The sequence below is a fragment of the Vibrio methylphosphonaticus genome (genome assembly GCF_023634655.1).
GTDB lineage: Bacteria > Pseudomonadota > Gammaproteobacteria > Enterobacterales > Vibrionaceae > Vibrio > Vibrio methylphosphonaticus.
In genome coordinates this window covers 55,796-80,430 of record NZ_JAMKMS010000021.1, presented here as the reverse complement: position 1 = coordinate 80,430, position 24,635 = coordinate 55,796, and the positions used below count along the sequence as shown (strand labels likewise).

At 43.3% G+C, this 24,635-nt stretch carries 17 protein-coding genes; 8 read left to right on the top strand and 9 right to left on the bottom strand.

Going from position 1 to position 24,635, the window contains the following annotated elements; translation table 11 throughout:
• Window positions 1-551: 551 nt before the first annotated feature.
• The 4 genes from M9196_RS19875 to M9196_RS19860 form a co-directional block, all read right to left on the bottom strand.
• On the bottom strand, window positions 552-1,430 hold the full coding sequence (locus M9196_RS19875; protein ID WP_250619255.1) for an NAD(P)-dependent oxidoreductase: 879 nt from the start codon (window positions 1,428-1,430) through the stop codon (window positions 552-554).
• 148 nt (window positions 1,431-1,578) lie between these two features.
• Entirely contained in the window at window positions 1,579-2,295 is a 717-nt protein-coding gene (locus tag M9196_RS19870; RefSeq protein WP_250619254.1) for a 3'-5' exonuclease, read from the bottom strand.
• Window positions 2,295-4,160, bottom strand: a complete 1,866-nt coding sequence (locus tag M9196_RS19865) for a DUF294 nucleotidyltransferase-like domain-containing protein (protein WP_250619253.1) — start codon at window positions 4,158-4,160, stop codon at window positions 2,295-2,297. The genes M9196_RS19870 and M9196_RS19865 overlap by 1 nt, the downstream gene beginning before the upstream one ends.
• 172 nt (window positions 4,161-4,332) lie before the next feature.
• Window positions 4,333-5,052 (bottom strand): FadR/GntR family transcriptional regulator, encoded by a 720-nt coding sequence (locus tag M9196_RS19860; RefSeq protein ID WP_250619252.1) that lies wholly within the window; start codon window positions 5,050-5,052, stop codon window positions 4,333-4,335.
• A gap of 467 nt (window positions 5,053-5,519) precedes the next feature.
• Between M9196_RS19860 and M9196_RS19855 the strand changes: the two genes are divergently transcribed.
• The 3 genes from M9196_RS19855 to M9196_RS19845 all read left to right on the top strand — a co-directional run bounded on the left by M9196_RS19855 (window position 5,520) and on the right by M9196_RS19845 (window position 8,611).
• Entirely contained in the window at window positions 5,520-6,236 is a 717-nt protein-coding gene (locus M9196_RS19855; protein WP_250619251.1) for a FadR/GntR family transcriptional regulator, read from the top strand.
• An 80-nt stretch (window positions 6,237-6,316) separates the two neighbouring features.
• Window positions 6,317-7,672: an MATE family efflux transporter gene (locus M9196_RS19850; RefSeq protein ID WP_319946371.1), complete on the top strand. Its 1,356-nt coding sequence runs from the start codon at window positions 6,317-6,319 to the stop codon at window positions 7,670-7,672.
• 183 nt (window positions 7,673-7,855) lie between these two features.
• Window positions 7,856-8,611 carry an SDR family NAD(P)-dependent oxidoreductase gene (locus M9196_RS19845; RefSeq protein ID WP_250619249.1) on the top strand — a complete coding sequence of 252 codons (756 nt, stop codon included), beginning with the start codon at window positions 7,856-7,858 and terminating at the stop codon, window positions 8,609-8,611.
• 83 nt (window positions 8,612-8,694) lie between these two features.
• Here the strand turns inward: M9196_RS19845 and M9196_RS19840 are convergent, their stop codons facing one another.
• The 3 genes from M9196_RS19840 to M9196_RS19830 all read right to left on the bottom strand — a co-directional run bounded on the left by M9196_RS19840 (window position 8,695) and on the right by M9196_RS19830 (window position 14,915).
• Entirely contained in the window at window positions 8,695-10,458 is a 1,764-nt protein-coding gene (locus M9196_RS19840; RefSeq protein ID WP_250619248.1) for a sodium:solute symporter family transporter, read from the bottom strand.
• Between the two features lie 84 nt (window positions 10,459-10,542).
• The gene (locus M9196_RS19835) at window positions 10,543-12,693 is read right to left on the bottom strand and encodes a heparinase II/III domain-containing protein (protein WP_250619247.1); all 2,151 of its coding nucleotides are present in this window, start codon (window positions 12,691-12,693) and stop codon (window positions 10,543-10,545) included.
• 2 nt (window positions 12,694-12,695) lie between these two features.
• The gene (locus tag M9196_RS19830; RefSeq protein WP_250619246.1) at window positions 12,696-14,915 is read right to left on the bottom strand and encodes a heparinase II/III domain-containing protein; all 2,220 of its coding nucleotides are present in this window, start codon (window positions 14,913-14,915) and stop codon (window positions 12,696-12,698) included.
• Window positions 14,916-15,225: 310 nt separating this feature from the next.
• Between M9196_RS19830 and M9196_RS19825 the strand changes: the two genes are divergently transcribed.
• From M9196_RS19825 to M9196_RS19805, 5 genes are all read left to right on the top strand, one after another.
• Window positions 15,226-15,561 (top strand): cupin domain-containing protein, encoded by a 336-nt coding sequence (locus M9196_RS19825; protein ID WP_250619245.1) that lies wholly within the window; start codon window positions 15,226-15,228, stop codon window positions 15,559-15,561.
• 34 nt (window positions 15,562-15,595) lie between these two features.
• The gene (locus tag M9196_RS19820) at window positions 15,596-16,528 is read left to right on the top strand and encodes a 2-dehydro-3-deoxygluconokinase (RefSeq protein WP_250619244.1); all 933 of its coding nucleotides are present in this window, start codon (window positions 15,596-15,598) and stop codon (window positions 16,526-16,528) included.
• 65 nt (window positions 16,529-16,593) lie between these two features.
• A complete protein-coding gene (locus M9196_RS19815; RefSeq protein ID WP_250619243.1) occupies window positions 16,594-17,217 on the top strand; it encodes a bifunctional 4-hydroxy-2-oxoglutarate aldolase/2-dehydro-3-deoxy-phosphogluconate aldolase in 624 nt (207 codons plus the stop codon).
• Between the two features lie 351 nt (window positions 17,218-17,568).
• Window positions 17,569-19,332, top strand: coding sequence for a sodium:solute symporter family transporter (locus M9196_RS19810; protein WP_250619242.1), 1,764 nt, complete (start codon window positions 17,569-17,571; stop codon window positions 19,330-19,332).
• Window positions 19,333-19,551: 219 nt separating this feature from the next.
• The gene (locus M9196_RS19805; RefSeq protein WP_250619241.1) at window positions 19,552-21,633 is read left to right on the top strand and encodes a DUF4962 domain-containing protein; all 2,082 of its coding nucleotides are present in this window, start codon (window positions 19,552-19,554) and stop codon (window positions 21,631-21,633) included.
• Window positions 21,634-21,732: 99 nt separating this feature from the next.
• Here M9196_RS19805 and sstT read toward each other — a convergent pair whose 3' ends face one another.
• Window positions 21,733-22,950, bottom strand: coding sequence for a serine/threonine transporter SstT (gene sstT / locus M9196_RS19800; protein ID WP_250619240.1), 1,218 nt, complete (start codon window positions 22,948-22,950; stop codon window positions 21,733-21,735).
• Window positions 22,951-23,202: 252 nt separating this feature from the next.
• Window positions 23,203-24,258: a ribosome small subunit-dependent GTPase A gene (gene rsgA / locus M9196_RS19795; protein ID WP_250619239.1), complete on the bottom strand. Its 1,056-nt coding sequence runs from the start codon at window positions 24,256-24,258 to the stop codon at window positions 23,203-23,205.
• Window positions 24,259-24,635 lie beyond the last annotated feature (377 nt).

Below are 24,635 nucleotides of genomic sequence, written 5' to 3'. Positions count from 1 at the left end.
AGTGACTAGTATGCAGTGACTAGGATTCTCATGAAGAGGTTTATAGTAACCAAACTTATGTTGGTTACGTTTACTCTGACTATGTTTGTGCTGACTAAGTTTTATAATGATTAAGTCTATGATGATTAAGCTTAGCGGGACTAGGCTTATTAGGATATGGGCCGACTCGAAGATTATATTGAGAAAACGGCAGATGTGGAATGTTATAAGTAAACATACAGCTAGGTACTAAGAGTGGCTATTTACTCGTTTTCACAATATAGAGTTAATAATATCGAAAAATGTCAGTATAGAGATTAGTAACCAAGGGGAATGACAACCCATAAGAGGTTAGTATTTATAACGACTAATAGCGATAACCGAATAATAACGAGTGTAACTAACGAGTGATTTGATAAATTGCGGACACAACAAGATGAATAAATAAAGCGGCTTGAAAATTAAGTCGAATATTAAAAAATTGAAGAGAGAAGAAATGTCGGGTTGTGGCATGAAAAGTCCCTACTTTATACAAAGGTTTGACCGTTTGTATAAAGTAGGAGACAGAATGATTACTTCTCTAATTTAGAAAAGTAGTCAAAGATTACTGGTACGTCATTTTGACCCAAGCCAGCATCAACAGCTGCTTGTAAGCTTTTTGAAGTACCTTCAGCAATTAGTGACTCTGTACCTAAGTCTTTAACAAGCTCAAGGAAGTAACCTAGATCTTTGTTAGCGTTTGCTACAGAGAAGCCCAATTTTTCTTCGCCATCTACAGCGTAGAACTTACAGAACTGCATGAATGGTGAGTTAGATGGACCAGCAGACATGATGTCAAACAATTGTTGACCATCAACACCTGACATTTTTGCAACAGCAAATGCTTGAGACATAGTTGCAACAGTAGTCATACCCATGAAGTTGTTCACAAGCTTAGTTACGTGGCCCGCACCTAGTGCACCTAGGTAGAACACGTTTTCGCCTTGATCTTCAAGAACAGGCTTAACTTTAGCAAACGTATCTGTATCACCAGCAGCCATGATGTTTAGTAGGCCATCTTTTGCGTGAGCTGGAGTACGACCTAAAGGAGCGTCAATCATACCAGCGCCTTTCTCTGCTAGAGCTGCACCAATCTTACGTGTAGAAGCTGGAATAGAAGTACCGAAGTCAATAAGCGTCGCGCCTTGTTTGATACCAGCTAAGATACCTTCTTCGCCGTAAACGACTTTTTCAACAACTTCAGAAGTGGTTAGACATAGCATTACGATGTCTGAGTTTTCAGCTAGCTCTTTAGCTGTTGCAGGAGCTTTAGCACCACGAGCAACACAAGCAGCTACTGCGTCAGCGTTAAGATCCATTACGTTTACTTGGTAATCACGGTTTTGTAAGTTCTCAACCATGTTGCCGCCCATAAGACCAAGGCCGATGAAACCAATGACAGGTTTAGTCATGTCTAACTCCAAATATACTATTGTATGATTAATTGGGGATAGCATATACGCCTGATTACTTTTAATCAATCCCCAATGTTGCAAAAGTGTCGTGTTAACTCAGTTTTTTGATCTGTGTATGAAAAACAACTTCCATGTATAGTTACTATCAATGGCTTAGGCGATAGAGGTGACCAATTGTCACTTCTTTTCGCGCGGTTAATCTTTTTTTCTGCACAAGCAGTAATTCTGCAGTCGAAATAGCATCTGCTAAGGCGTTGTGCCCATTATATTCCGGCAAGTGGTAGCGCTCCCTGGTACCGCTTAGCGTGACGTCAGCATCTTCATGCTGATTAATTGCTTTGAGCATCGATTTCTCAAGGCAAAGCGTATCAATCCAAATAAGCGGAAGGTTTTGAATATGAAAACTGGTGTGCAAATAGCGATTAATAAAATTTTCTTCGACAATACACGCGTGGGCGACAATGAGCTTACCTCGAGCGGCATTAAAAAACGTCATCATAGCATCGTGAAGCGACACCCCATCAGACAGCATTTGCGGCGTAATATGGTTAATAACTGCGGTTTCGGGGTTAATCTGGGATACTTCATCGATATATAGGTGATGCGCAGTTGAAAGGTCAACTTTACCTTGTGAAACCTCCACCCATCCTATTGAGAGAATACGGTCATCTTCGCTATCCAGCCCCGTTGTTTCTAAATCCAATACAATATACTCACTGTCTTTAGCTAGGTCAGTGATTTCGGGAGTCGGTTGATTGAGTAATTCGTAGAAAACTTTAGGCACTCGTGTGGTCGATAGATAGTTCTTACGCTGTCTATTTAAACGCTGTAACGGATGAAAGTAATCGAGAAGCTGTTTCATTATCGACTCCCAAATCGCACTTTTGCAGCATCTTGAAGATCCGCAATAATCCTAAACGCGTCTTTTAAGTGTGCGCGTTCAAAACTGCCAAATGTATCAGGGTTGATGTGATTGTCAGGAATTTGCCCTTTTTTGAGAGCTTCGAGCTGATGCGCAAATCTAAACGATAAGATGAACTGATAGGCGCCCAATATATTTTTCATTGCGTCCTCACTCAACATGCCTTTTTCGTGCGCTGCAGCGAATCTTTCATCGGTTGCGGAGACGTCACTCTCAACTGATAGGCCATAGATCCGAGCCAAGTCAATGATGAGGTTGATGGCGTATTTCTTAACATTGAGCGTTTTTTTATTTTCCCCCGACTTTTCAAGTACAAGCTTATTGAATATACCGAGTGGTGGCTGAGTATTGACGGCGTCACGGACCAACGTACTCAGGAATTCGCGGTTTTTGTGAATATTTGAATGCATTTCGTCTCGAAGGATTGTTTCATATTCACTATTGCCGTAAATCGTGCGTATCTCTAAAAATACACTGATGTTCAGTAATCGTTCATACTCCGGACTCGCCACCCATTTTTTATAGTAGTGCTTCCAGACACTGAGCGGTTGGCACCATTTTGAGGTCGATGCCATGTAATCACCTGGGCAAAGCGGGAAACCGCAACTGGCTAGGCCTGTGGTCACGAGGTTCGCCAAGTGTTGGAAATAAATCCGGTCATTTTTAGTCGAATTATCGGCCAAAACAATCGCACTATCTTGGTCTGAAAGCATATGGACTTCATTGCGCGCATGAGAGCCTGCAACTATCCAAGAAAAATCGCACGGCGGTGGCCCTAACTTATCGATAGCAATCTGAATCAGGCGTCGAGTGTAGGCATCCATAATCATGGTCATTACTTTGCCGATGGTTTCTGGACTGACTTTACCTTCGACCAATGCTTCGAATATCGCTTGGCGCTCGGCCGTAAAGCTCCCCAGCGATTTAACGCTACCCGCGTATTTAATTTTCTCGATCAAAAAGATCGCTTGAACCCGATGGTTTTGAACAAGGTGAGAAGTGGTTAAAAGACCGATAACCTTGTTGTTTTTTACTATGGGTAAGTTGCGAATGTTAAACTGCATCATGACGGATGCAGCGTGTAAAACCAGATCATCAGGCTTAATAGTAAGAGGAGAGTGTGTCATCACTGACGAGATTGGTTCATCTATACTGACCCGTTGAGCGATAACACGTTTTGTCATATCCCGGTCGGTAATAAGCCCCACGATAGTGTCATTTTCGTATATAACCGCACAAGAAGTTCGTTTGACAATACGCATTTCGTGAGCAACTTCTTGTATCGTTTGATCGGCTGTTACCACTGCAACTCGACCACTGGCGACATCTTCAACTTTCCGAATAAAGAGTCCTTTTTCTTTATTCGACCAAACGACATCTAATGCCGATTGAAGGCGAATTTGGGCTTGTGAGGCGAAGTGCTCTGCGCACGCAGGAAACGTTTTAAAAAGTGATTGCAGTGCGGAATGGGGGATCAAGTAAAGCAGGGTGTTTTCTATGGCAATCGCGTGGTAACGTTCATTGTTGCCTTGGTCGTTATCCAGGAAGGTAAAACCAAATAAATCCTCAGATCCTAATCGCGCTCTAAGCACGCCATCGGATTTTCTTTGTTCCATTGACCCTGTTCGCACGATATAGAGGGATTTTTCTTTGCCCTCCTCATCTAAATCAACCGTGTCTCCCTTGTTCAAATAAGTAATTTGTACATTGAACGCCAGTTCACGCAGTGCTTCTTTTGGAATCTTATCGAATGGATCGATTTGAGCAATAAACTGAATGATATTAGGTATAAGGGATTGAGACATAAGTCACTCACAATAGCCATTGAAAACAATTAGTCTTATTATATAACTTATTTTTGCATGACAATCTGCAAATTTAGTTAAATAACGGAGCAGTGATCAAACTAAGCTTAGTTTCCATGCATAAAAAAAGCATGCGAATGCATGCTTTTTTGAAGACTGTTGACAATTAACGTTAGCTTGCGATAGGAAGCCTGTGGTTCGATTCATGCAAATGTTGTGCTGAAGCTTGTCTCGCTTTATCACTGTTACCTGCCATGATGGCATCGTAAATTTGGCGATGCTCGTTAATGCATGTACTGCCTTCTTCTGACGAGTGGACAATGAAATTAACAAACATAGTGGTTAAGATGTGGCCGAACGGTAAGTAGAAATCATTGCCAGTCGCATTGAAGATTAGACTATGAAATTTCATGTCGATGTCTGTCCACTTATCTTGGTTGAACTCGTCAGCTTCAGCCACCTCTACCATTTGTTGGAATATGGCCGATAGAGCAATACGTTGTTCTGCTGTTGCATGCATTGCTGCAAGTGCACAGGCTTCGGGCTCGATGGCGCGGCGCAGTCCTAAAAACTGTGAGCAGAACTGGTCGGTGTCAGCAAGGCCATCCATCCATTCAATTAACTGTGGGTCAAGAAAGTTCCAATACGCGCGGTCTACGACGCGTGTACCCACTTTAGGCTTCGACTCAAGTAGCCCTTTCGATGTTAGGAGTTTTACCGCTTCTCGTAACGCCGTTCGGCTGATGCCAAATTGTTCACAAAGCACCATTTCACCAGGGATAATTGACCCTTGAGGAAGGTCACCAGATAGGATGCCACGAGCGATCTCACGTGCTACTTGTACGTGTAAGCTTCGTTTGGAACCTGAAATTGAGTTAAAAGAGCCCGACATAATTTGCTATTCGCTTTAATGTATTATTTAAGTGGGAATTATAGCATTTTCACGTCAGGAGACCAACTCTAGCAATGGATAACGTGAAGTGGTCAGCAACTCGACACTGTTTGTTTCGATGATTTTTGAGTGTCTTCTTGCCAAATTGTCACCAGTTAACACCTTTTTTTCATTGGTGTAACATGATTGCTTAATTATTTTGTGCAACTTTTCACAATTTTTAGTATCACGTTGCGTGACTGCACACTTTACGGCATTGCGTCTCTCTCTCTCTTGACTGTGGCTGGTCATATTGTATTATTAATGTTGCTTGGGGAGGTTCTGACAACGATTAGACTTGATGTGTTGGCGTTTATTGGCAGAAACTTTACCCGTTGTATTGTGCATTTCTTGTGTATGTAACGTATCGGACGATCTTACCTAGAGCATGTTAACAATGTTCAATTCATATTTGATTAGGTGGTTGTATGACAACGTTTTCATTGGTGGAAAACTCTTACCGCCGAATTCATGTACAAGTGGCAAGGCAAATCGCTCGCAAAATACTATCGGGTGAAATCCAAGAGAATCAGAAGTTACCGAATGAAATGACCCTTTGCGATATGTTTGGCGTGAGTCGAACGGCGCTTAGAGAGTCGACAAAACTTCTTTCGGCAAAAGGGCTAATAGAATCTAAACCTAAAGTCGGTACGCATGTCTGTCCTAGAAACCAATGGCATTTCTTAGATCCGCAGCTGCTTGACTGGATTCAAGATTTGGATGATACCCAGCCTTTCCTTGCTCAATTTTTAGGGCTTAGAAAAGCAATTGAACCAGAGGCATGTGCTATTGCGGCGCTGAATGCCACAGTAGAACAGCGCAAAACGATATCAATCTTATTTCAAAAAATGACGTTTGCGGCAAACAATTTTGATTACCAAGAGTGGACGATTAATGACCACCTTTTTCATCAAGCGATTTTTGCTTCTACGCAAAATCAGTTCTACATTCCTTTTGCCAATATACTTTCGACGATTTTTAAGCAGTTTATTGATCATTCTGCAGAGGGTGGGCGGTTTTGTCTCGCTGAACATAAAGCAATTTATGAGGCGATCATGTCTGGTGACGCTGATAAAGCACGAGCATCTTCGATACAGCTTTTGAATGATGAAAACCAAAAACTTGCACAGGTAGTGAACGGTTAGTGATTGCGTAGTCCGCACCAGCAAGTTCTTTTATGACTTAACTTTAAGATATAGGACTCGTTGTGCCGTCTCAATCCTACATTAGGAAAAACTTTTCCCTCGCTTGGCCACTAGCTCTCAATGCACTTTTAATGCAATCGATGTTAATGATCGATACGTTACTTGTGTCTCCTTTGGGGGAAATCCCATTGGCCGCAATGGGCATTGCGACAACAGTGATTGCCTTTGTGCTTGGTATTCAGATGGCGCTTGCCAACGGAACTCAATTGGTGTTGAGCCGGGCGGTAGGGTCTGGGTCACAAGCACTTGTGGCTAAAGCATTCTGGGCTGGTTTGATTATAAACCTCGTCGGGGCTTCGTCGTTCTTTATTCTGCTTACTCTGTTTGATCAGCCATTAGTGCAAATGATCACGAGCAATGAGCTACTGCATCAACAGATTACCAGCTACCTCAGCATCTCGAAATTCTTGATCTTATATACGGCGGTGACTCAGGTCATTATCGCGTTGTATAACAGCTTGGGCCGCTCAAAGGTGCCTTTCAAAGGCTACTTGCTCGAACTTCCTATTAACGCTGGCCTGTCTTACTTTTTGATTCATGGTGTCTCACTGACTAATAGCATTGAATTCCAGGGAATTGGTGTCGAAGGGGCGGCAATAGGCAGTGTCATTGCGATAACGGTTCGCTTGATTTATCTCGTGTTATGCGTAAATGCGGATAGTGCAATTGCGCTAGCGTTTAAGCCGGATCGCAAAGAGTTTAAATACAACATCAAACGACACCTTATCGAGATTCTACCGGTCGCTGCGAACATGACGATTTTGTCGATAGGCGCAACGGTTTACCAATTGTTGTACTCACAACTGACCATTCACGCTTACGTTGCTATCACACTCGTCATGCCTTGGATTCGAGCTGGAACTCAATTTATGACAGCTTGGGCACATTCTTCTGCTATTACGATTAGCCAGGCCATTGGTTCAAAAAAGATGGATGGCTTAAGAAAGAATGTCGATATTAGTATTGATGTCGCGGTCGCCATGTCATTTGTTTGCGCTTTATTCTTCGCAGGATTTGCCTTGGTTGTCCAAGATGTCTATCCCGATTTAGAGCCATCGACTTACGCGGCACTCACAACGATTGCACCATTGTATGTGTTTTTACCTATTATTCGTGGCTACAACACGGTTCATGGGCATGTGCTCCGAGCGCTTGGCAAAACAACGGCAGTGTTTAGAATTAACTTTATTGGGCAGTGGGTCATCTCTATCCCGCTTTGTGCGTTAATCATTGTCGGGTTTGATGGTTCTATTTTTTGGGCGTTCGCGATTCAACCGTTTGAGGAAATGGTGAAAGCTCTGCCATTTCGCCATCTAGCGCGCCGCTCTCTTAATGAGTTTGATATCAATCAAGCGAAGAAATTGATGTATGATTAAGTATGATCGGTGTCGATAGGTGCAGGAAGCCGTCACTAAAAAGAGACACTTATCACTCTATTCACATCAAGTCATAGGAAACTTTTGCAGTTATCTTTATTTGTAATACAATATGCTTAATGCGGTTGTGTGACGAAGTATGTTCATCAGCTCAATTCAAATAGACAAAGAGAGAGCAACGTTATGTCAAAAAAAATAGCATTTATTTCCGGTGCAACCGGGGGTATTGGTTTCGAAGTAGCAAAGCGTCTAGGTACTGATGGCTACACAGTTGTACTCAATGGCATTGATGCAGAGCGCGGTGCTGCTCGTACAGCTGAACTTCAAGCTGAGGGAATTGAAGCCGAATTCTTGGGTTTTGACATTACAGACGAACACGCTGTAACCAAGCACATAAATAGTATTGGTGCGAAGTATGGCAAAATTGATGTGATTGTGAATAATGCTGGCGGCCTAGGGGGTCGTAGCTCAATCGAAGAAATGACGACAGAATTTTTCCGTAACGTGATGGCGCTAAATTTAGACAGTGTATTCTTTGTCTCGCGTGCTGCTATTCCATTTCTTAAGCAGTCAGATAATGCCTCTATCATTAATTTTACTTCCAACGCAGCTTGGAATGCAGGTGGTCCGGGAGCGGGCATCTATGGTACGTCTAAGGCCGCGGTTCATACGTTAACCCGAGCACTTGCAAAAGAGCTTGCCCCTGCGAATATTCGTGTTAATGCCGTTTCTCCTGGCACGATTGATACGCCATTCCACGAGCAAATTAAATCAACGAAGCCTGAAGTGTTTGCATCATGGGCAAATAGCATCATGCTTGGTCGATTAGGGCAGCCACAAGAGGTTGCTTCAGCTATCGCTTTCCTAGTGAGTAAGGATGCGTCCTTCATCACGGCTGAAACGTTGCAAATCGGTGGTGGGCAAGCGTTAGGTATCTAGTTTATCTTGGTCATCTAAATCAAGCCGTTCCTGTCTCTTTGATAGGAACGGCTTGTTCGTTTTTGCTCGTCTATGTTCTCAATTTACTGGCCTGTTGAGTTTTCACTGGGGCTGAGTGAATCTCCATGCCTAGAACGGTATAAATGGCATCCTGCCAATAAGATAAGACCGCCAATGACAAAGAATGTGATTTTATCGGTCATACCATCCGTTAATAACCCCACCGATGCGATAAGCAGTCCTAACACTTGAGTCATTCTTCCAAGGTATTCGCCTTGCTTACTATTCACTATCGCTTCTTCGCTTTTGCCGATCGGTGTTTCGAGGTTGAGTAGCATTTGTTCTCGCGCCTTCTGTCGTGCACCAATAGGAGGTTGATAGAAAAACTGGGTGGCAATAAAGAAGCCACCGGTAATCACAAACTGCGCTAGAAGTGAAGCAATAATGGTCAAGTCGACATGCTCTCTATGCGTAAATGAGTCCGTGCCAAATAGAGGCAGTAACTGATTTGCATCGAACAGAAAATGCATAAAGAACGAAACACACAAGCCAACAACGATGGTTGCCCACCCAGACCAATCTGGGGTTCGAGTTACGATCAATGCCAGTAAAGAAGGGATTGAAAGTGGCATTTGCAATAACGCGCCAAAGAGCATCATTAAATCAAAAAAGCTGTATTCATCCACTGAGGCGAAAAGCAACGCCGCGCCGACAGACAAGACGCCTGAGACAAGGGTAGATATTTTAACCATTCTCATTTGTTGTTGCTCGGTGGCATCCGGTTTGATCACCGATTGGTAGACGTTGCGAACAAAGACGCCTGCATTGCGATTTAATGACGTCGTCATAGGGGCGACTGTTGCGGCAATCATTGCTGCCATAACAAGACCGAGAATACCTGTGGGCATGTAATGATCGATATAATACAAATAAGCGGCGTTATTGGCATTAGATCCAAGGTTCGGATACACAGCATGTAAGTCGATGTTCATTGTCGCCGCGACCCATGGCGGAATAAACCAAAGAACAGGACCAATAATGAATAGAACGCCGGCAACAAATGCGGCTTTCTTCGCTTCCTTTTCATTCACGGTGACCAAGAATCGATAGCAAGTAAGGGCGTTATTAGTATTGGCTGTTTGTTTTGCCATGATAATGAATACCCACAAAGCAAAGATTTGCCAGTATTGGATGTCGTTCCCCATGACGACATTGTTTGGATAGCGATCTATTAACTCCATGGGACCACCAACATGCATCAATGCGAAAACACCGACTGTTGCGGTAATAGAAACCAGTAAAATGAGTTGGATGACGTTGGTGGCTGATACGGTCCATGACCCACCGCCTACGGCAATAAATGTCACTAACACACCAATAATTATGATGGTCACGAAAAGGTCAATATGGAAAACTGCCGCGACAAAAATGGCTAACCCTTTGAGCCAAATGGCGGCGCCAATAATACCTAGTGGGAAGCTAAGCCAGGTATAGACTTGTTCTGACACTTGCCCAAAACGAATTCGAATGACTTCCATGGCGGTTTCTACCCGAAGTTTTCGATAACGCTCGGCAAAGTAGGCCGCCGCGACGAAAAAACCTAACGCGTTGCCCCAAAATAAGAATAATACGGTAAGTCCATCTTCGTAAGCTTTGGCTGCGGCGCCAGTAAAGGTCCAAGCAGAAAACTGAGTCATAAATGCGGTGGCGCCAGCCATCCACCACATCATTGCACCGCCGCCGCTAATGAACCCAGATGAATTTTTTGAAAACCGCTTAAAGATAACGGCAGCCAGTATAATAAAGAAAAAATACGCCGTAATGATGGCGATATCTAAGGATTCCATTGCGCTATTAGCTCTCCATGTATAAAAAAACCGGACATTTCGAAGCGAAACATCCGGTTTTAAGTGGCTGGTGACTATCGGCGATTAAAGTTGGGCAAACGCGCCTTCCCAAGTGTAAGTTTCACCGCCAAACTCAACGGAATGTGTTGTCTGTTGGGCATCGCCATATTGGTTTGAAATACCAAAAGAATAGGCGTTTCCTGAGGTGGTTTGGATACGAATAACTGTGCCAATCGAATTGTGACCAAGCACCGATACCGACTCAACTAAACCTCTAGCATTGACGGATTGCTCAAACTCTTCGTTGAAGTAACCGTGTGTTTCCAGGACAGACGCGAAGACATGGTTTTTGCCGGACTGTCGCATGATCAACGCAGGTTCGCTACGAAGGTTAAAGTCAGGGTCATTTGCGCCTAAGCGAGCAAAAATAACTTCACTGTCAGCCGTTGCACTTGTAATCAGTGAGTAGTAACTGTTGTTGACCAACCAGCTCACTAGTGAGCTGTCGTTAACGGAGCCAGAACCAAGGTTCCAAAGGTGCTGATAACCATCAGAGTCACCAACAGGTTTGAGCGTTGATTCTGTTTTGTATTCAAAATCAGTACGAACAATTTGTCCAGAATAATGGACAGGTAAGTCGTATTGGTTCTCTTCTTCTGACTCAATACGATAAACATCAATGACGAGCGGTTTTTCAAACTCAGGAAGATCCGCAAGAAGGATGCTACGCTGCATATCGGTGCCTTCATAGTAGTCAGAAATGCGACCACTCATACCTTGTAGCTTCTCGTTGTCGATATCGAAAAAGTGCTTCTCTCCGAACTTCGACTCAGCTAAGGCGGTATTGAAGTTGTTCTGTGTTTTTTGGTTAACGGTCACCGTGTTGTGAGCAACAGTTTGTTTACAGTATGACTTGTTTTCTGGAATGTAACGACCACCAAATTTTGGTTCTACGTTTACCCAGCGGCCATAGCCATAGTCGTGGAGTACTTCATGACCACGGTTAAACACGCTTAGGTGAAGACCATCGTAATGTCCATGGTCCAACGCAGAGTGATATTGATGATCAGAACCATGCTGACCAAACCAAATTAATGCCATGGTATCGTCATCGTGCTTATCGCGATGACGCAAAATACCTAAACCACCTTTCTCACCCTGAGGGCCATCGGTGATGTACAAGCTGCCCCAGTTAAATGGTTTAATCTCGTCGGCGTCATTGACCGCATTGGATAACGTTTGACCAGAGATGTGGACCCAGACATTTTGTTGGTGGTTAGCCATTGCCAAAAGTGTTTCAGCTTGCTCGTAACGATGGAAACATACACTTGTTGCCATAACGACGCCTTCATCATTAATTGAAATTGTCTTTGATGAGTCATTACATGCAGGCAGCGAGCCGTCAGGGAACGCGGTCTTAAAGACGGCGTAAGAGGTAGTTTGGATAACCGAGTCATTAAACTCGTAGATGCCGATTTCTGGTTGGCGACGCTCAATGGCTTCTGCAAACAGATAAATAGGACGTAACGAGAAACGGTGATAGTACGGACCTTCCATGTAATAGCCATCAGGCGAAAACAATTGATCAAGTTGCGCTAGGAAACCGCCACTGACCTTGTCCAGTTTTAATCCGTATAACGCTTTATCAACAGACTCTTGGTCGTTAATGGCGTAACCACAAATGCCTACCGCAGCTACAGCCCATAAACCGTGATTATGTACAATATCGAAATCATGCCCGTAAGTGACAACAAACAAGTCGATCATCTGCTTAAACAAATCGGTTTCAATCAACGTTTTTTGATCTTGGTGCAGTGTGTGGTAGACGCAGCTATATGCGCATGAAGCGTAAAGCATCCACATGTTTTCATTCAATGTCTGGTGGAAAATCTTACCAGGTGGATTCGTATCTCGACTCACATTGCTTTCTAACGTTGGGTAAACTTTCGCGTATGCGGTTAACATATCGACGATATAATCGCGGTATTTGATATCTTCGGTAATCAAGAACAGGCGGCCAGCAAGATCCATATGGATATAGTTTTGCTTATGACGGTTATGTTCGTAACCGCCTCCTTCTCCATGCCCTGGTACTTCAATACCGACTTCTGCGATGTAAGCATCCGTTTGTTTGATATCACGTGAAAGCGCTTTTCCTAACAGGCTATCCTTGCCAAGATCTTTGCGAAGCTCCGCTGCTTCTTCAAAGTTAAGTAATAGAGGTTGATAGCTCATCGTTATTTCTCCTGCAACGTCTTAGTGGCTTGTGATCGAATGATCTCTAGAGCATAGAAGCCAGTCCAACGGTATGTTTTTTCGTTAAATGTTACGTTATGTTCTGTGTTTTCATTCGCATCAGGTTGATTGCTGATCATGACAATAACGGAGGATTTCTCCGTTGAAATCTGAACAATAGATGCGACTTGGTTATGGCCAATGACCTCAATATCTTTGACCAGCCCTCGAGCATTCACGGATTGTTCAAATTCTTCGTTAAAGTAACCATGGGTTTCCAACACTGATGCAAACAGTGTTGATTGTCCGTGACTGCGTAAAATGAAGGCAGGTTCACTACGAGTATTAAAACTCGGGTCGTTCGCCCCTGTGCGAGTAAAGATGATGTCACCACAGCTAGAGTTCGAATCGGTATTTGCATTTGAACTGGTGCCTAGCCAAGTGTAGTAGCTATTATCTTGTAGCCAACTCACCAATGCCGATTTTTTCGCTTGACCCGACGCGATGTTCCATAAGTGCTGATAACCAAAATCGTTCCCGAGCGGGCTGACTTCTTGGTGGCTGTTGTAGTCAAAATTAGTGCGAATGATTTGACCAGCATACTGATGCGAATAGTCATATTGGTGTTGACCTTGGCTATTCTCGCCAGGTTCTAAGCGATATAGATCAAGGAGTAAAGGTGATTCTAGCTCTTCCAGTTGCAATAAAAATGCACTTCGTTGCATTTCAAAGCCGTCATAATGGTCATTAGCAAACGCACTCATCCCAGCCATTTTCTCATCCTCGACTTTAAAGAAGTGAGGTAAACCATGGACAGCGTCGGCGCGCTTTATGTTGAAGTCATTTTGACAACGCTCATTAATGGTTACACAGTTATGAGCAATAGTCTGGCGGGCGTAAGATTTATTTTCGTCAAGATAGCGTCCACCAAATTTAGGTTCGACATTCACCCAACGACAGAAGCCATACTCGCGTAAAACTTCATGACCACGATTGAAATAAGTGATACCTAAGGTATCAAAATGACCGTGGTCCATACCGTGCTGACCGTAGTTCATCACTAATTGAGTCACGTCACCATGGTTATCGCGCATGCGGATAAAGCCTTGCGCACCACGGTCGCCATTAGGCCCTTCTGAGAGTTCAGTGCTTGGCCAAAACGGTAATCCAATTTCTTGCTCTGAAGAGACGGCCTCATAGCTCTTAGATAGCGCCAAACCACATGGGTGCATCCATACCGCGCCTTGAATCTTCGCCATACTTAGAATATGAGAACCAAGCGAGAGTGTGTTAGGAGATGCGTAGTGTTTGGCGTACATGCTCAATGCGACCTTGACGCCCATGTCGGTAATGCCCATCGTTCTTGATGCATCATTAAGAGCAGGGAACGCACCGTTAGGGTAAGCCGTTGAAAGGAGAGCTTCAACCGTATTACCAATGACCTTATCTTTGTAGTTATAGATATCGACTTCTGGCATGTGACGGTGGATCACCTCTGCGAAGACACACAAAGGACGGATGGCATAACGATGGTAATAAGGTCCTTCCATGTAGTAGCCGGAAGGTGCAAATAATTTTGATATTTGCGCAAGGAACCCACCCGTTTCGTTACGATTTTGTCCATAAATCGACATTTCGAGGTACTCACGCTTGCCGATCACTAATCCACAAATACCGACAGCGGCAACGGCCCAAATCCCATGGTTGTGAATGCGGTCAAAATCATGGCCATACTTTACCGTGAACATATCAAGCATAGGTTCAAATAGACGGGAAATAATATGTTGGCGTTGTTCGGCAGTCATTGATGAAGCTACGCATGAATATGCTAAGCTTGAATACATAAGCCAGCAATGTTCATTGAGAATTTGGTGGAATAAACGCCCAGTTGGGTTGGTGTTTTTTTGAACATGAAAACCAAACGTTAAGTACTTGTCTGCGTATAGGCTTAATAATTCAGTAACAAACGACGCGTACTTTTGCTCTTTTGTTATCAAGAAGAGTCGCGCCGCTAAATTCATATTGATGTAGTTCTGTTTATGACGATTGTGCTCATACCCGCCTGCTTCACCATGTTCAGGCACATCGAGTGGCAAAATCATGAATGCGTCTACTTCATTTTTGTGCGCTTCAATCGTTTGTCCCATTAGACTTGGACGCCCGACTTCTTGGTGAAGAAGTTCTATTTCAGCATCTGTTAACAAAAGTGGTTTTGTAATCATGTTCTATCTCACCGCTATGACAAGTTGAATTCAAACTCGCTATAAAGTAATACAATAGCAGTTTTAATTGTACTATTTATTGGCTAAATAATGATGTGCATCACGATGATTTTGTTAAATTGTTGATTTTTATTGATTAAACTCAATTTGTCGATTTTGCTATAATGACGGATTCGACATTTTCACGTATCAAACTTGATCTCAATCACACAAATAAAGAGTTATTGTATTACAAATCGACTTGTTCAACTATGATATCAATAAATCAAAGAGACAGATTGACTGAACAATTAATTTGGAGAATATGACTATGAACGCCTTCTTTAAGAATCAAGAGACACCATGGGAAGATCTGGGTGACGGTATCAAGAGAAAAATCGTCGGCTACACTGATGAGTTGATGTTGGTGCACTTGAACTTCGATAAGGGTGCAATAGGCGCGCCACATTCTCATGAGATTCATGATCAAATCGGCTATGTTGTAAGTGGTAGCTTTGAGGCGGAAGTCGATGGTCAGAAAATGGTACTGACTGCAGGTGATGCCTATATCGCACCAAAGCACTTCCGTCATGGAGCGGTAGCATTAGAGCAAGACAGTATTCTTCTGGACGCATTTTCACCAGCACGTGAAGACTTTCTTAAATAATCAATAGTGCAATCTCAGTTGCTAAGGTACGCATATGAAATCATTTAACATCGCGGTCATTGGTGAGTGCATGGTTGAGCTTCAGTCGAAAGAAGATGGGCTTAAACAGTCGTTCGGTGGCGATACACTGAACACCGCTTTATATCTCTCGCGCTTAACAAAACAACATAACGTTAAAACGAGTTATGTGACGGCACTGGGACGAGATGCGTTCAGTTCTGACATGTTATCAGCATGGCAATCAGAAGACATCGATACTAGCCTTGTTCAGATTTTGGATGACAAACAACCAGGACTTTATTACATAGAGACTGACAGTACTGGTGAGCGCAGCTTCTTCTACTGGCGTAATGACGCAGCGGCTCGTTATCTGTTTGACCAAGAGAATGAACAGGAATTGACTCAAGCTTTGCTAGAGTTTGATGCGGTGTACTTAAGTGGTATTACTTTAGCTATCCTAACGGAAAATGGACGTAACGTTTTATTCCGATTCTTAGCTGATTTTAAAGCGAAGGGCGGTCAGGTATTTTTTGACAATAACTATCGACCTAAGCTTTGGGCTAGTCAAAGTGATGCAAGATCATACTACCTCAAAATGCTGTCGTTAACTGACATTGCACTACTCACTTTTGATGATGAGCAAGAATTGTATGGTGATGAAAACCTTGAACAATGTATTGAACGTACTGTCAATGCTGGCGTTAAAGAGTTAGTCATCAAACGTGGCGGTGATGACTGTTTAGTCATTGAAGGCGAAGGCGCTAATTATGTTGCTCCAAACAAAGTGACTTCGATTGTCGATACAACCGCGGCTGGCGATTCTTTTAGTGCTGGTTTCTTAGCTAAACGTTTGTGTGGTGGAAACGCCCGTGAAGCTGCATTTTCCGGACATTGTGTAGCGGGTACCGTTATTCAATATCGTGGTGCGATTATTCCAAACGAAGTAATGCCAGAGCTATTTCTTTAATTTTTGTTAGGATTTTAGCGTCCTTGAGCGAGTTAAAATCCTAAAGTAGACCAGAGACGAAATTCATGAAAACACTTAATGAACAGTTAGCAGACTTAAAAGTTATTCCTGTGATCGCTATTAATAATGTCGAGGATGCTATCCCACTTGGTCGCGCATTAGTAGAAAATGGCATGCCATGTGCAGAAATCACGCTGCGTACTGAATGTGCAATCGACGCAATTAAAGCGATGCGTAGTGCATTTCCAGATATGTTAATTGGTTCAGGTACGGTATTAACCAACGAGCAAGTCGATGCGTCAATCGAGGCCGGTGTAGACTTTATTGTTAGCCCAGGATTTAACCCTCGTACGGTTCAGTACTGCCTTGATAAAGGTGTTGCAATTGTACCTGGCGTGAATAGCCCAAGCCTTGTTGAACAAGCGATGGAAATGGGTTTACGCACGTTGAAATTTTTCCCTGCAGAGCCATCTGGCGGTGTTGGCATGCTTAAAGCATTGACAGCAGTTTACCCTGTGAACTTCATGCCAACGGGCGGAGTAAGTTTGAAAAATGTAGATGAATACCTCTCTATCTCTTCTGTGCTTGCTTGTGGTGGAACTTGGATGGTTCCGACTAAGCTAATGGATGAAGGAAAGTGGGATGAGTTAGGCGAGCTAGTTCGTGATGCGGTTAAGCATGTAAACTAATTTTTGCTATTCTCTGTCGAAAAAAACGAGCCTAATGGCTCGTTTTTTTTGCTTGTTATATCAGTCTGCTATTCTTATAAGGCATTTGTCATACTAATCAATTGAGTGCAATCGTTACTTTGTAATCAATTGTATGATTAATGAAATGTTAATGTGCGAGCGCTTGATGTTTAATTTCGGTTAATTCGGCGTGTTATTTGAACTGATTCACGTTTATTTAGGTGTTTTAGGGCTTTTTGGCAAAAAATAACATGAGAATTAGATCACGATAAAGACTTATTGTAGTACAAATGGGGCCAGATTACGGTATGCTTAGGTCAGTTAATTATGAAACTTTAAAAGGCTGTAAAAATGACTATTGAAACTCTTGTTGTTCTTGCCTACTTCTTCTTCTTGATCGCTATTGGCTGGATGTTTAGAAAATTTACAACGTCCACGAGTGATTACTTCAGAGGGGGCGGCAAGATGTTGTGGTGGATGGTTGGTGCAACCGCATTCATGACACAGTTTTCAGCATGGACGTTTACCGGAGCCGCAGGACGCGCATTTAATGATGGCTTTGTCATTGTTATTCTTTTCTTGGCCAATGCATTTGGCTATTTCATGAACTATATGTACTTCGCGCCGAAATTTCGTCAGCTCCGAGTGGTTACAGCCATTGAAGCGATTCGTCAGCGTTTTGGTAAGTCATCAGAGCAAGCCTTTACATGGGCAAGTATGCCGGACAGCCTTATCTCAGCAGGTATCTGGTTAAACGGTCTTGCGATTTTCGTCGCGGCAGTTTTCAATATTCCTATGGAAACGACAATTGTGGTGACTGGTCTTGTACTTGTTGCAATGGCGGTAACAGGCGGTTCTTGGGCCGTAGTTGCGTCTGACTTCATGCAAATGCTCGTTATCATGGCCGTAACGATTACTTGTGCGGTTGCTGCTTACTTCCACGGTGGTGGTATTTCAAACATCGTAGCGAATTTTGATGGCGACTTTATGTTAGGTAACAACCTAAACTACGTCAGCATTTTTGTGCTTTGGGTTGTCTTCATCTTTGTTAAGCAATTTGGTGTGATGAACAACAGTATCAACGCATACCGTTACCTTTGTGCTAAAGACAGTGAAAACGCACGTAAGGCTGCAGGACTTGCTTGTATCCTAATGGTTGTTGGCCCACTAATCTGGTTCCTACCACCTTGGTACGTTAGCGCATTCATGCCTGATTTTGCTTTGCAGTATGCTTCTATGGGCGATAAAGCCGGTGATGCTGCTTACCTTGCATTCGTTCAAAATGTGATGCCAGCGGGCATGGTGGGTCTTCTAATGTCAGCAATGTTTGCGGCAACCATGTCTTCAATGGATTCTGGTTTGAACCGTAATGCTGGTGTCTTTGTAATGAACTTCTACAGCCCAATCCTTCGTAAAGAAGCGAGTCAGCGCGAGTTGGTTATTGTCAGTAAGATAACCACTATTATGATGGGTATTTTAATCATTAGTATTGGTTTGTTTATTAACTCACTACGTCATTTAAGCTTGTTTGATATTGTAATGAATGTCGGCGCTCTAATTGGCTTCCCAATGCTTATTCCACCACTACTTGGTATGTGGATCCGCAAGACGCCTGACTGGGCTGGTTGGTCAACACTTGTTGTAGCTGGTTTCGTTTCTTACATCTTCGGTATTTCTCTACAAGCAGAACATATTGAAAACCTATTTGGTTTGGATCAAGCACTAACAGGACGTGAGTGGAATGATTTGAAAGTTGGTCTAAGCTTAGCGGCTCACGTTATATTTACGGGTGGTTACTTCGTACTAACGACGCGCTTCTACAAAGGCTTATCAGCTGAGCGTGAGCAAGAAGTTGACCAGTTGTTTATTAACTGGAATACACCAGTAGTGGCTGAAGGTGAAGAACAACAAGACCTTGACACTAAACAACGCTCAATGCTTGGTAAACTAATTAGCACCGCTGGCTTTGGTATCTTGGCAATGGCTCTGATTCCAAACGAACCAACAGGCCGACTATTGTTCGTCTTGTGCGGTACGATTGTATTGACCGTCGGTATTTTGTTAGTCAATGCTTCAAAAGCAGGCGCAAGAGAGTCGTTAGCTGTAAATAAATAGATAGCAAATAGCGCTCTACAGTTATTGGCCCATGTTCTCCCCCGAGGCATGGGCTTTTTTATCCCCTAATGTGTATCAACGTCTATGATTGAACTTACAACAAGTAAAATGACATATTTACTTCAAAAATGAGAGGTTAAATATCGCCTCATAGACGTAATTGTATTACAATAGGATTTATATTGAATTTGTTAAACAACATTGAATAAGAGAGTGAGCATGAGTAATAAAGAACCTCTTGATGCAATCAGAAAGATGAAGCTGGAGAATGATACTTCAGCGGGTAACTTAGTAGATCTACTCCCAATCGAAGTACAAAAGCGCGATTTTGACTTGTCATTTTTAGACAGTTTGAGCGAAGCACGCCCACGCCTTCTTGTTCAAGCTGAAGACTTAGCTGAATTTAAGCGTAACGTTCAGGCTGATAAGTCACACTGTATGTTTGATGAGTTCTATACAAATTCGACAGCAAAATTCCTTGAAACCACCCCTTATGAAGAGCCTCAAGCTTATCCTGAAGAAACGGTAGGCAAGGCGTCATTGTGGCGACCATATTGGCGACAAATGTATGTCGATTGCCAAATGGCTCTCAACGCAACTCGTAACCTAGCTATTGCAGGTATTGTTCAAGAAGATGAACAGCTGATTGCTAAAGCTAAGGCGTGGACGCTGAAGTTGGCGAGCTATGATCCAGACGGCGTGACTTCACGCGGTTATAACGATGAAGCTGCATTCCGTGTCGTTGCGGCGATGGCGTGGGGCTACGATTGGTTGCACGGTCACTTTAGTGATGAAGAGCGCCAAATCGTTCAGGATGCGCTAGTTGTTCGTTTAGATGAGATCATGCACCACCTTAAAGTGACGGTTGATCTGCTTAACAACCCACTAAATAGCCATGGTGTACGTTCAATTTCTTCGGCGATTATTCCTACTTGTATCGCCTTGTACCATGACCACCCTAAAGCGGGTGAGTACATCGCGTATGCATTAGAGTACTACGCAGTGCATTACCCACCATGGGGTGGCGAAGACGGTGGTTGGGCAGAAGGTCCTGATTACTGGAACACGCAAACGGCGTTCCTTGGCGAAGCATTTGACTTGCTTAAGGCATACACCGGCGTCGATATGTTTAACAAGACGTTCTATGAAAATACCGGCGACTTCCCATTATACTGCATGCCAGTTCACTCTAAGCGCGCAAGCTTTTGTGACCAGTCATCAATTGGCGATTTCCCAGGATTAAAGCTAGCTTACAATATTAAGCACTACGCGGGCGTGAACCAAAAGCCTGAGTACGTATGGTATTACAATCAGTTAAAAGGCCGCGATACCGAAGCACATACTAAGTTTTATAACTTTGGTTGGTGGGATTTCGGGTATGACGATCTTCGTTTTAATATTCTTTGGGATGCACCTGAAGAAAAAGCACCATCGAATGATCCATTGCTGAAGGTATTCCCTATCACCGGTTGGGCGGCATTCCATAGCAAAATGACAGAGCGTGATGAGCATATTCATATGGTCTTTAAGAGCTCTCCGTTTGGTTCAATCAGCCACTCGCACGGTGATCAAAATGCATTTACCTTACATGCATTTGGAGAAACGCTAGCATCAATCACTGGTTACTATGGTGGCTTTGGTGTTGATATGCATACGAAATGGCGTCGTCATACGTTCTCTAAGAACCTTCCTTTGTTTGGTGGGAAAGGGCAATACGGCGAGAACAAAAATACTGGTTATGAAGGTCACCAAGATCGCTTCTGTATTGAAGCCGGCGGTAACATTACCAATTTCGATACTGAATCTGACGTGAAAATGGTTGAAGGAGACGCAACGAGTTCTTACAAGCATTTCGTTCCAGAGATCGAGTCTTACAAGCGTAAAGTTTGGTTTGTTAAAGGTCAGTTATTTGTGATGCAAGATAAAGCCACATTAACTGAAGAAAAAGACATGACTTGGCTAATGCACACCACGTTTGCGAACGAAGTGGCAGATCAAGCGTTTACTATTCGTGGCGAGAAAGCACACCTTGATGTGAGCTTTATTAATGAATCAGCCGATCGCATTGCTTCTATTACTAATGTAGAAGGCTTTGGAGAGGTTGACCCTTATGAGTTTGAAGGGCTAGAAGTTCATCGTCATGTTGAAGTTGAGTTTAAAGCCGCTAAACAGCACAATATTTTAACGCTGTTGGTGCCAAACAAAAATAATGGTCAGCAAGTAGAAGTATCGCATAAAGTTGAAGGCGATACGTTACTTCTTACCGTTGATGGTGAATCCGTCACTATTGACCTTAGCTAGGAACGCGACTTAATGATGCGGCATCATTAAGTCGTTCTAGTTAACGAGAATAAAAAATGGCAGCGATATTCGCTGCCATTTTTTTTGCTTCATAACTTCTTAGATTAGCTTATCTTGCTCAGCTTTACATACCGCAGCGGTGAATACGACGTCTGTAGAACTGTTTAGTGCGGTTTCTGCTGAATCTTGGATAACACCAATAATAAAGCCTACCGCAACGACTTGCATTGCCACGTCATTAGAGATCCCAAACAGCCCACATGCTAGTGGAATCAGCAGCAGTGAACCACCTGCTACCCCTGATGCGCCACACGCCGAGACCGCAGCGACAATACTCAATAGTAGCGCCGTTAATAGATCCACTTCGATACCCATTGTATGGACCGCGGCTAACGTGAGTACAGTGATAGTAATTGCAGCGCCCGCCATGTTGATGGTTGCGCCTAGCGGAATAGAAACGGAGTACGTATCTTCATCTAGCTCAAGCTTTTCACATAGGTTCATATTCACAGGAATATTGGCAGCGCTTGAGCGGGTAAAGAATGCTGTCACACCACTTTCACGAAGACATTGAAAAACCAATGGGTATGGGTTTTGTTTAGTCTTGACGTAAACAATGATTGGGTTAACCACAAGCGCGATGATCGCCATTGATGTCAGTAGGACAAAAAGCAATTTCGCGTAGCCAGCTAGCGCAGAAAACCCCGTTGTTGCGAAGGTCGCTGCCACTAAACCAAAGATACCAAATGGTGCTAAACGGATGATGAAACGTACGATTTGTGAAACACCGTGACTCAGGTCTTCGAAAACGGCTTTCGTTGTATCTGATGCATGGTGCAGCGCAAGTCCTAGACCGATAGCCCACGCGAGAATACCGATGTAGTTAGCATTCATGAGTGCGCTAACTGGGTTGTCGACAAGTTTAAATAGCAACGTGTGCAGAACTTCTGCGATGCCCTGTGGTGGTGTTGCCCCTTCGGCGCCTGCAACTAATGTAAGCTCTGTTGGGAAAAGGAAGCTCATTAGTACAGCAGTCAGTGCTGCGGTGAAGGTACCAATTAAATAAAGAATAATAATTGGACGCATGTGCGTAGTTTGGTTTTTCTTTTGGTTTGCAATCGAGGCTGCGACCAAAATAAAGACTAAAATGGGTGCAACGGCTTTCAATGCTCCAACAAACAAGCTACCAAGCATCCCGAAGCTTTGTGCTGTTGAAGGAGAAACGATCGCCAAGATAACACCGAACATGATGCCCGCAAGGATCTGGAGCACCAGATTGCCATTGGCATATCGGGCCAACAAGCTAGAGTTCTGCATTTTTTGTACCTTTATAATTGTATTGTAAGAATGTGTGTTTGCAGTTGTTATAATATAGTTGCGAACATATGTGTCCAGTTTTAATTCAGATGCAGTATGAAATAGTGCTTCATGTGCATTTTTATAGTGTTATATGTTAATTATTTGTTTTTAATTAGTGTATAAAGAAGGCCCTGGTAATTAGGGCCTGTGGGAGGTGACAATGAAACTAGTGGCAAGGCAAGTGAGCCAAATTTTTACATCGTAGGATGCCTAATAGCCTTTTTTAAGACTGCGGCTTTCGGTTTGAACAGAGCGAATAAATTTACCAAACTGCTTATCATTACTGCGTTTCTCTGCCAATGAAGCACTATTATGAGCTTGCTCTCTAAGCAGTTTGTAGTAATTGTCTAAACGCCTTGCGTCCACATTTCCGGTTTCTAACGCAGTGCGTACTGCGCATCCTGGCTCGTTACCGTGCTGGCAATCACTAAAGCGGCATTGCGCGATTAATGCTTCAATATCGCTAAAAGTTTCCGCTAGTCCATCTTCGCTTGCCGTAAGTTGTATTTCACGCATACCGGGTGTATCCAGCAACAGTGCGCCTTGCGACATCTTGTGCATAGAGCGGGAGGTTGTGGTGTGACGCCCTTTACTGTCGTCTTCGCGAATACCACCGGTTGCTTGGATTTCGGATGCCATTAGGGTGTTGACTAAGGTTGATTTTCCTACTCCAGATGACCCCATAAATGCCACGGTTTGACCTTGGTGGCACCACGAAGCGAGCCCGCTTAATGTACCAGCGTCCAACGCGTTAACCATTTCAATGATTAAGAAAGGGTCTAAGCTCTGTACTTGTTGGCGCTTTTCATCGGCATCGTGGCATAAATCAGACTTGGTGAGCACAATGACGGCTTCAGCCTGAGATTCATTAACAAGGGTTAGATATCGTTCAATTCGACTGAGGTTAAAATCGTCATTGAGTGAGCAGACAATAAATACACTATCGACGTTGGCAGCAATAAACTGCTCTTCCAGTTTTGAACCTGGTGCTTTACGGCTAAATAAAGATTTACGTTCAAGTAGGCGAACAAAAAACTGATCGCTGTCTAGCAATATCCAATCACCGACGGTCATGGGAGGGTGCTGAGTGTGGTGCTCTAAATGAAGTTCTTGCTCCTCAGTACAGACGATATAACCACTGCGATGATGGGCAATAATACGACCGACTACCGTGTTGTCATAGTCATCAAGTGTGAGTTGTTGTTGGAAGTACGATTTCCAGCCAAGTTCGTTGATGGAAATAGGATGAGTGAAAATAGAAGTCATGGTTGGTACCTAAGCGTTTTACACTATTTGAATATTTCTAATAGGGTTAGGTACTTACACATGTAAGCGTGTGCAGTATGCACGTAACCCCTGTTTATCAACACCGGGCTATCAGTCGTTAAGTAATCAAGAAAATGGAAGATTACATAGTGGCGACTAATGCTGTCAGGTGGGTGTGTAATACAATCATGAAGTCACCTTTAATGAGTGGAATCTTACTCATGTTAGCATAATAGTGATCGGCATCGTGAACGAAGGGCGTTGTAAAGCCCCAAATATAGATGCTGCCTTGGTGAGCGAATAAACAACGCACTGACGGAAAAGGGTGGGCTGAATGTAATTAGCTATCATCTTAAGGTGCTTTTCATGGTGCTTTG

Bases quoted from the DNA above. Each gene is read 5' to 3' on its own strand.
- M9196_RS19820 (WP_250619244.1), top strand. From the start codon at position 15,596: ATGAAATCATTTAACATCGCGGTCATTGGTGAGTGCATGGTTGAGCTT.
- M9196_RS19840 (WP_250619248.1), bottom strand. From the start codon at position 10,458: ATGGAATCCTTAGATATCGCCATCATTACGGCGTATTTTTTCTTTATT.
- M9196_RS19855 (WP_250619251.1), top strand. From the start codon at position 5,520: ATGACAACGTTTTCATTGGTGGAAAACTCTTACCGCCGAATTCATGTA.
- M9196_RS19865 (WP_250619253.1), bottom strand. From the start codon at position 4,160: ATGTCTCAATCCCTTATACCTAATATCATTCAGTTTATTGCTCAAATC.
- M9196_RS19815 (WP_250619243.1), top strand. From the start codon at position 16,594: ATGAAAACACTTAATGAACAGTTAGCAGACTTAAAAGTTATTCCTGTG.
- M9196_RS19860 (WP_250619252.1), bottom strand. From the start codon at position 5,052: ATGTCGGGCTCTTTTAACTCAATTTCAGGTTCCAAACGAAGCTTACAC.
- M9196_RS19875 (WP_250619255.1), bottom strand. From the start codon at position 1,430: ATGACTAAACCTGTCATTGGTTTCATCGGCCTTGGTCTTATGGGCGGC.
- M9196_RS19825 (WP_250619245.1), top strand. From the start codon at position 15,226: ATGAACGCCTTCTTTAAGAATCAAGAGACACCATGGGAAGATCTGGGT.
- M9196_RS19870 (WP_250619254.1), bottom strand. From the start codon at position 2,295: ATGAAACAGCTTCTCGATTACTTTCATCCGTTACAGCGTTTAAATAGA.
- M9196_RS19805 (WP_250619241.1), top strand. From the start codon at position 19,552: ATGAGTAATAAAGAACCTCTTGATGCAATCAGAAAGATGAAGCTGGAG.
- M9196_RS19845 (WP_250619249.1), top strand. From the start codon at position 7,856: ATGTCAAAAAAAATAGCATTTATTTCCGGTGCAACCGGGGGTATTGGT.
- rsgA (WP_250619239.1), bottom strand. From the start codon at position 24,258: ATGACTTCTATTTTCACTCATCCTATTTCCATCAACGAACTTGGCTGG.
- M9196_RS19835 (WP_250619247.1), bottom strand. From the start codon at position 12,693: ATGAGCTATCAACCTCTATTACTTAACTTTGAAGAAGCAGCGGAGCTT.
- sstT (WP_250619240.1), bottom strand. From the start codon at position 22,950: ATGCAGAACTCTAGCTTGTTGGCCCGATATGCCAATGGCAATCTGGTG.
- M9196_RS19830 (WP_250619246.1), bottom strand. From the start codon at position 14,915: ATGATTACAAAACCACTTTTGTTAACAGATGCTGAAATAGAACTTCTT.
- M9196_RS19810 (WP_250619242.1), top strand. From the start codon at position 17,569: ATGACTATTGAAACTCTTGTTGTTCTTGCCTACTTCTTCTTCTTGATC.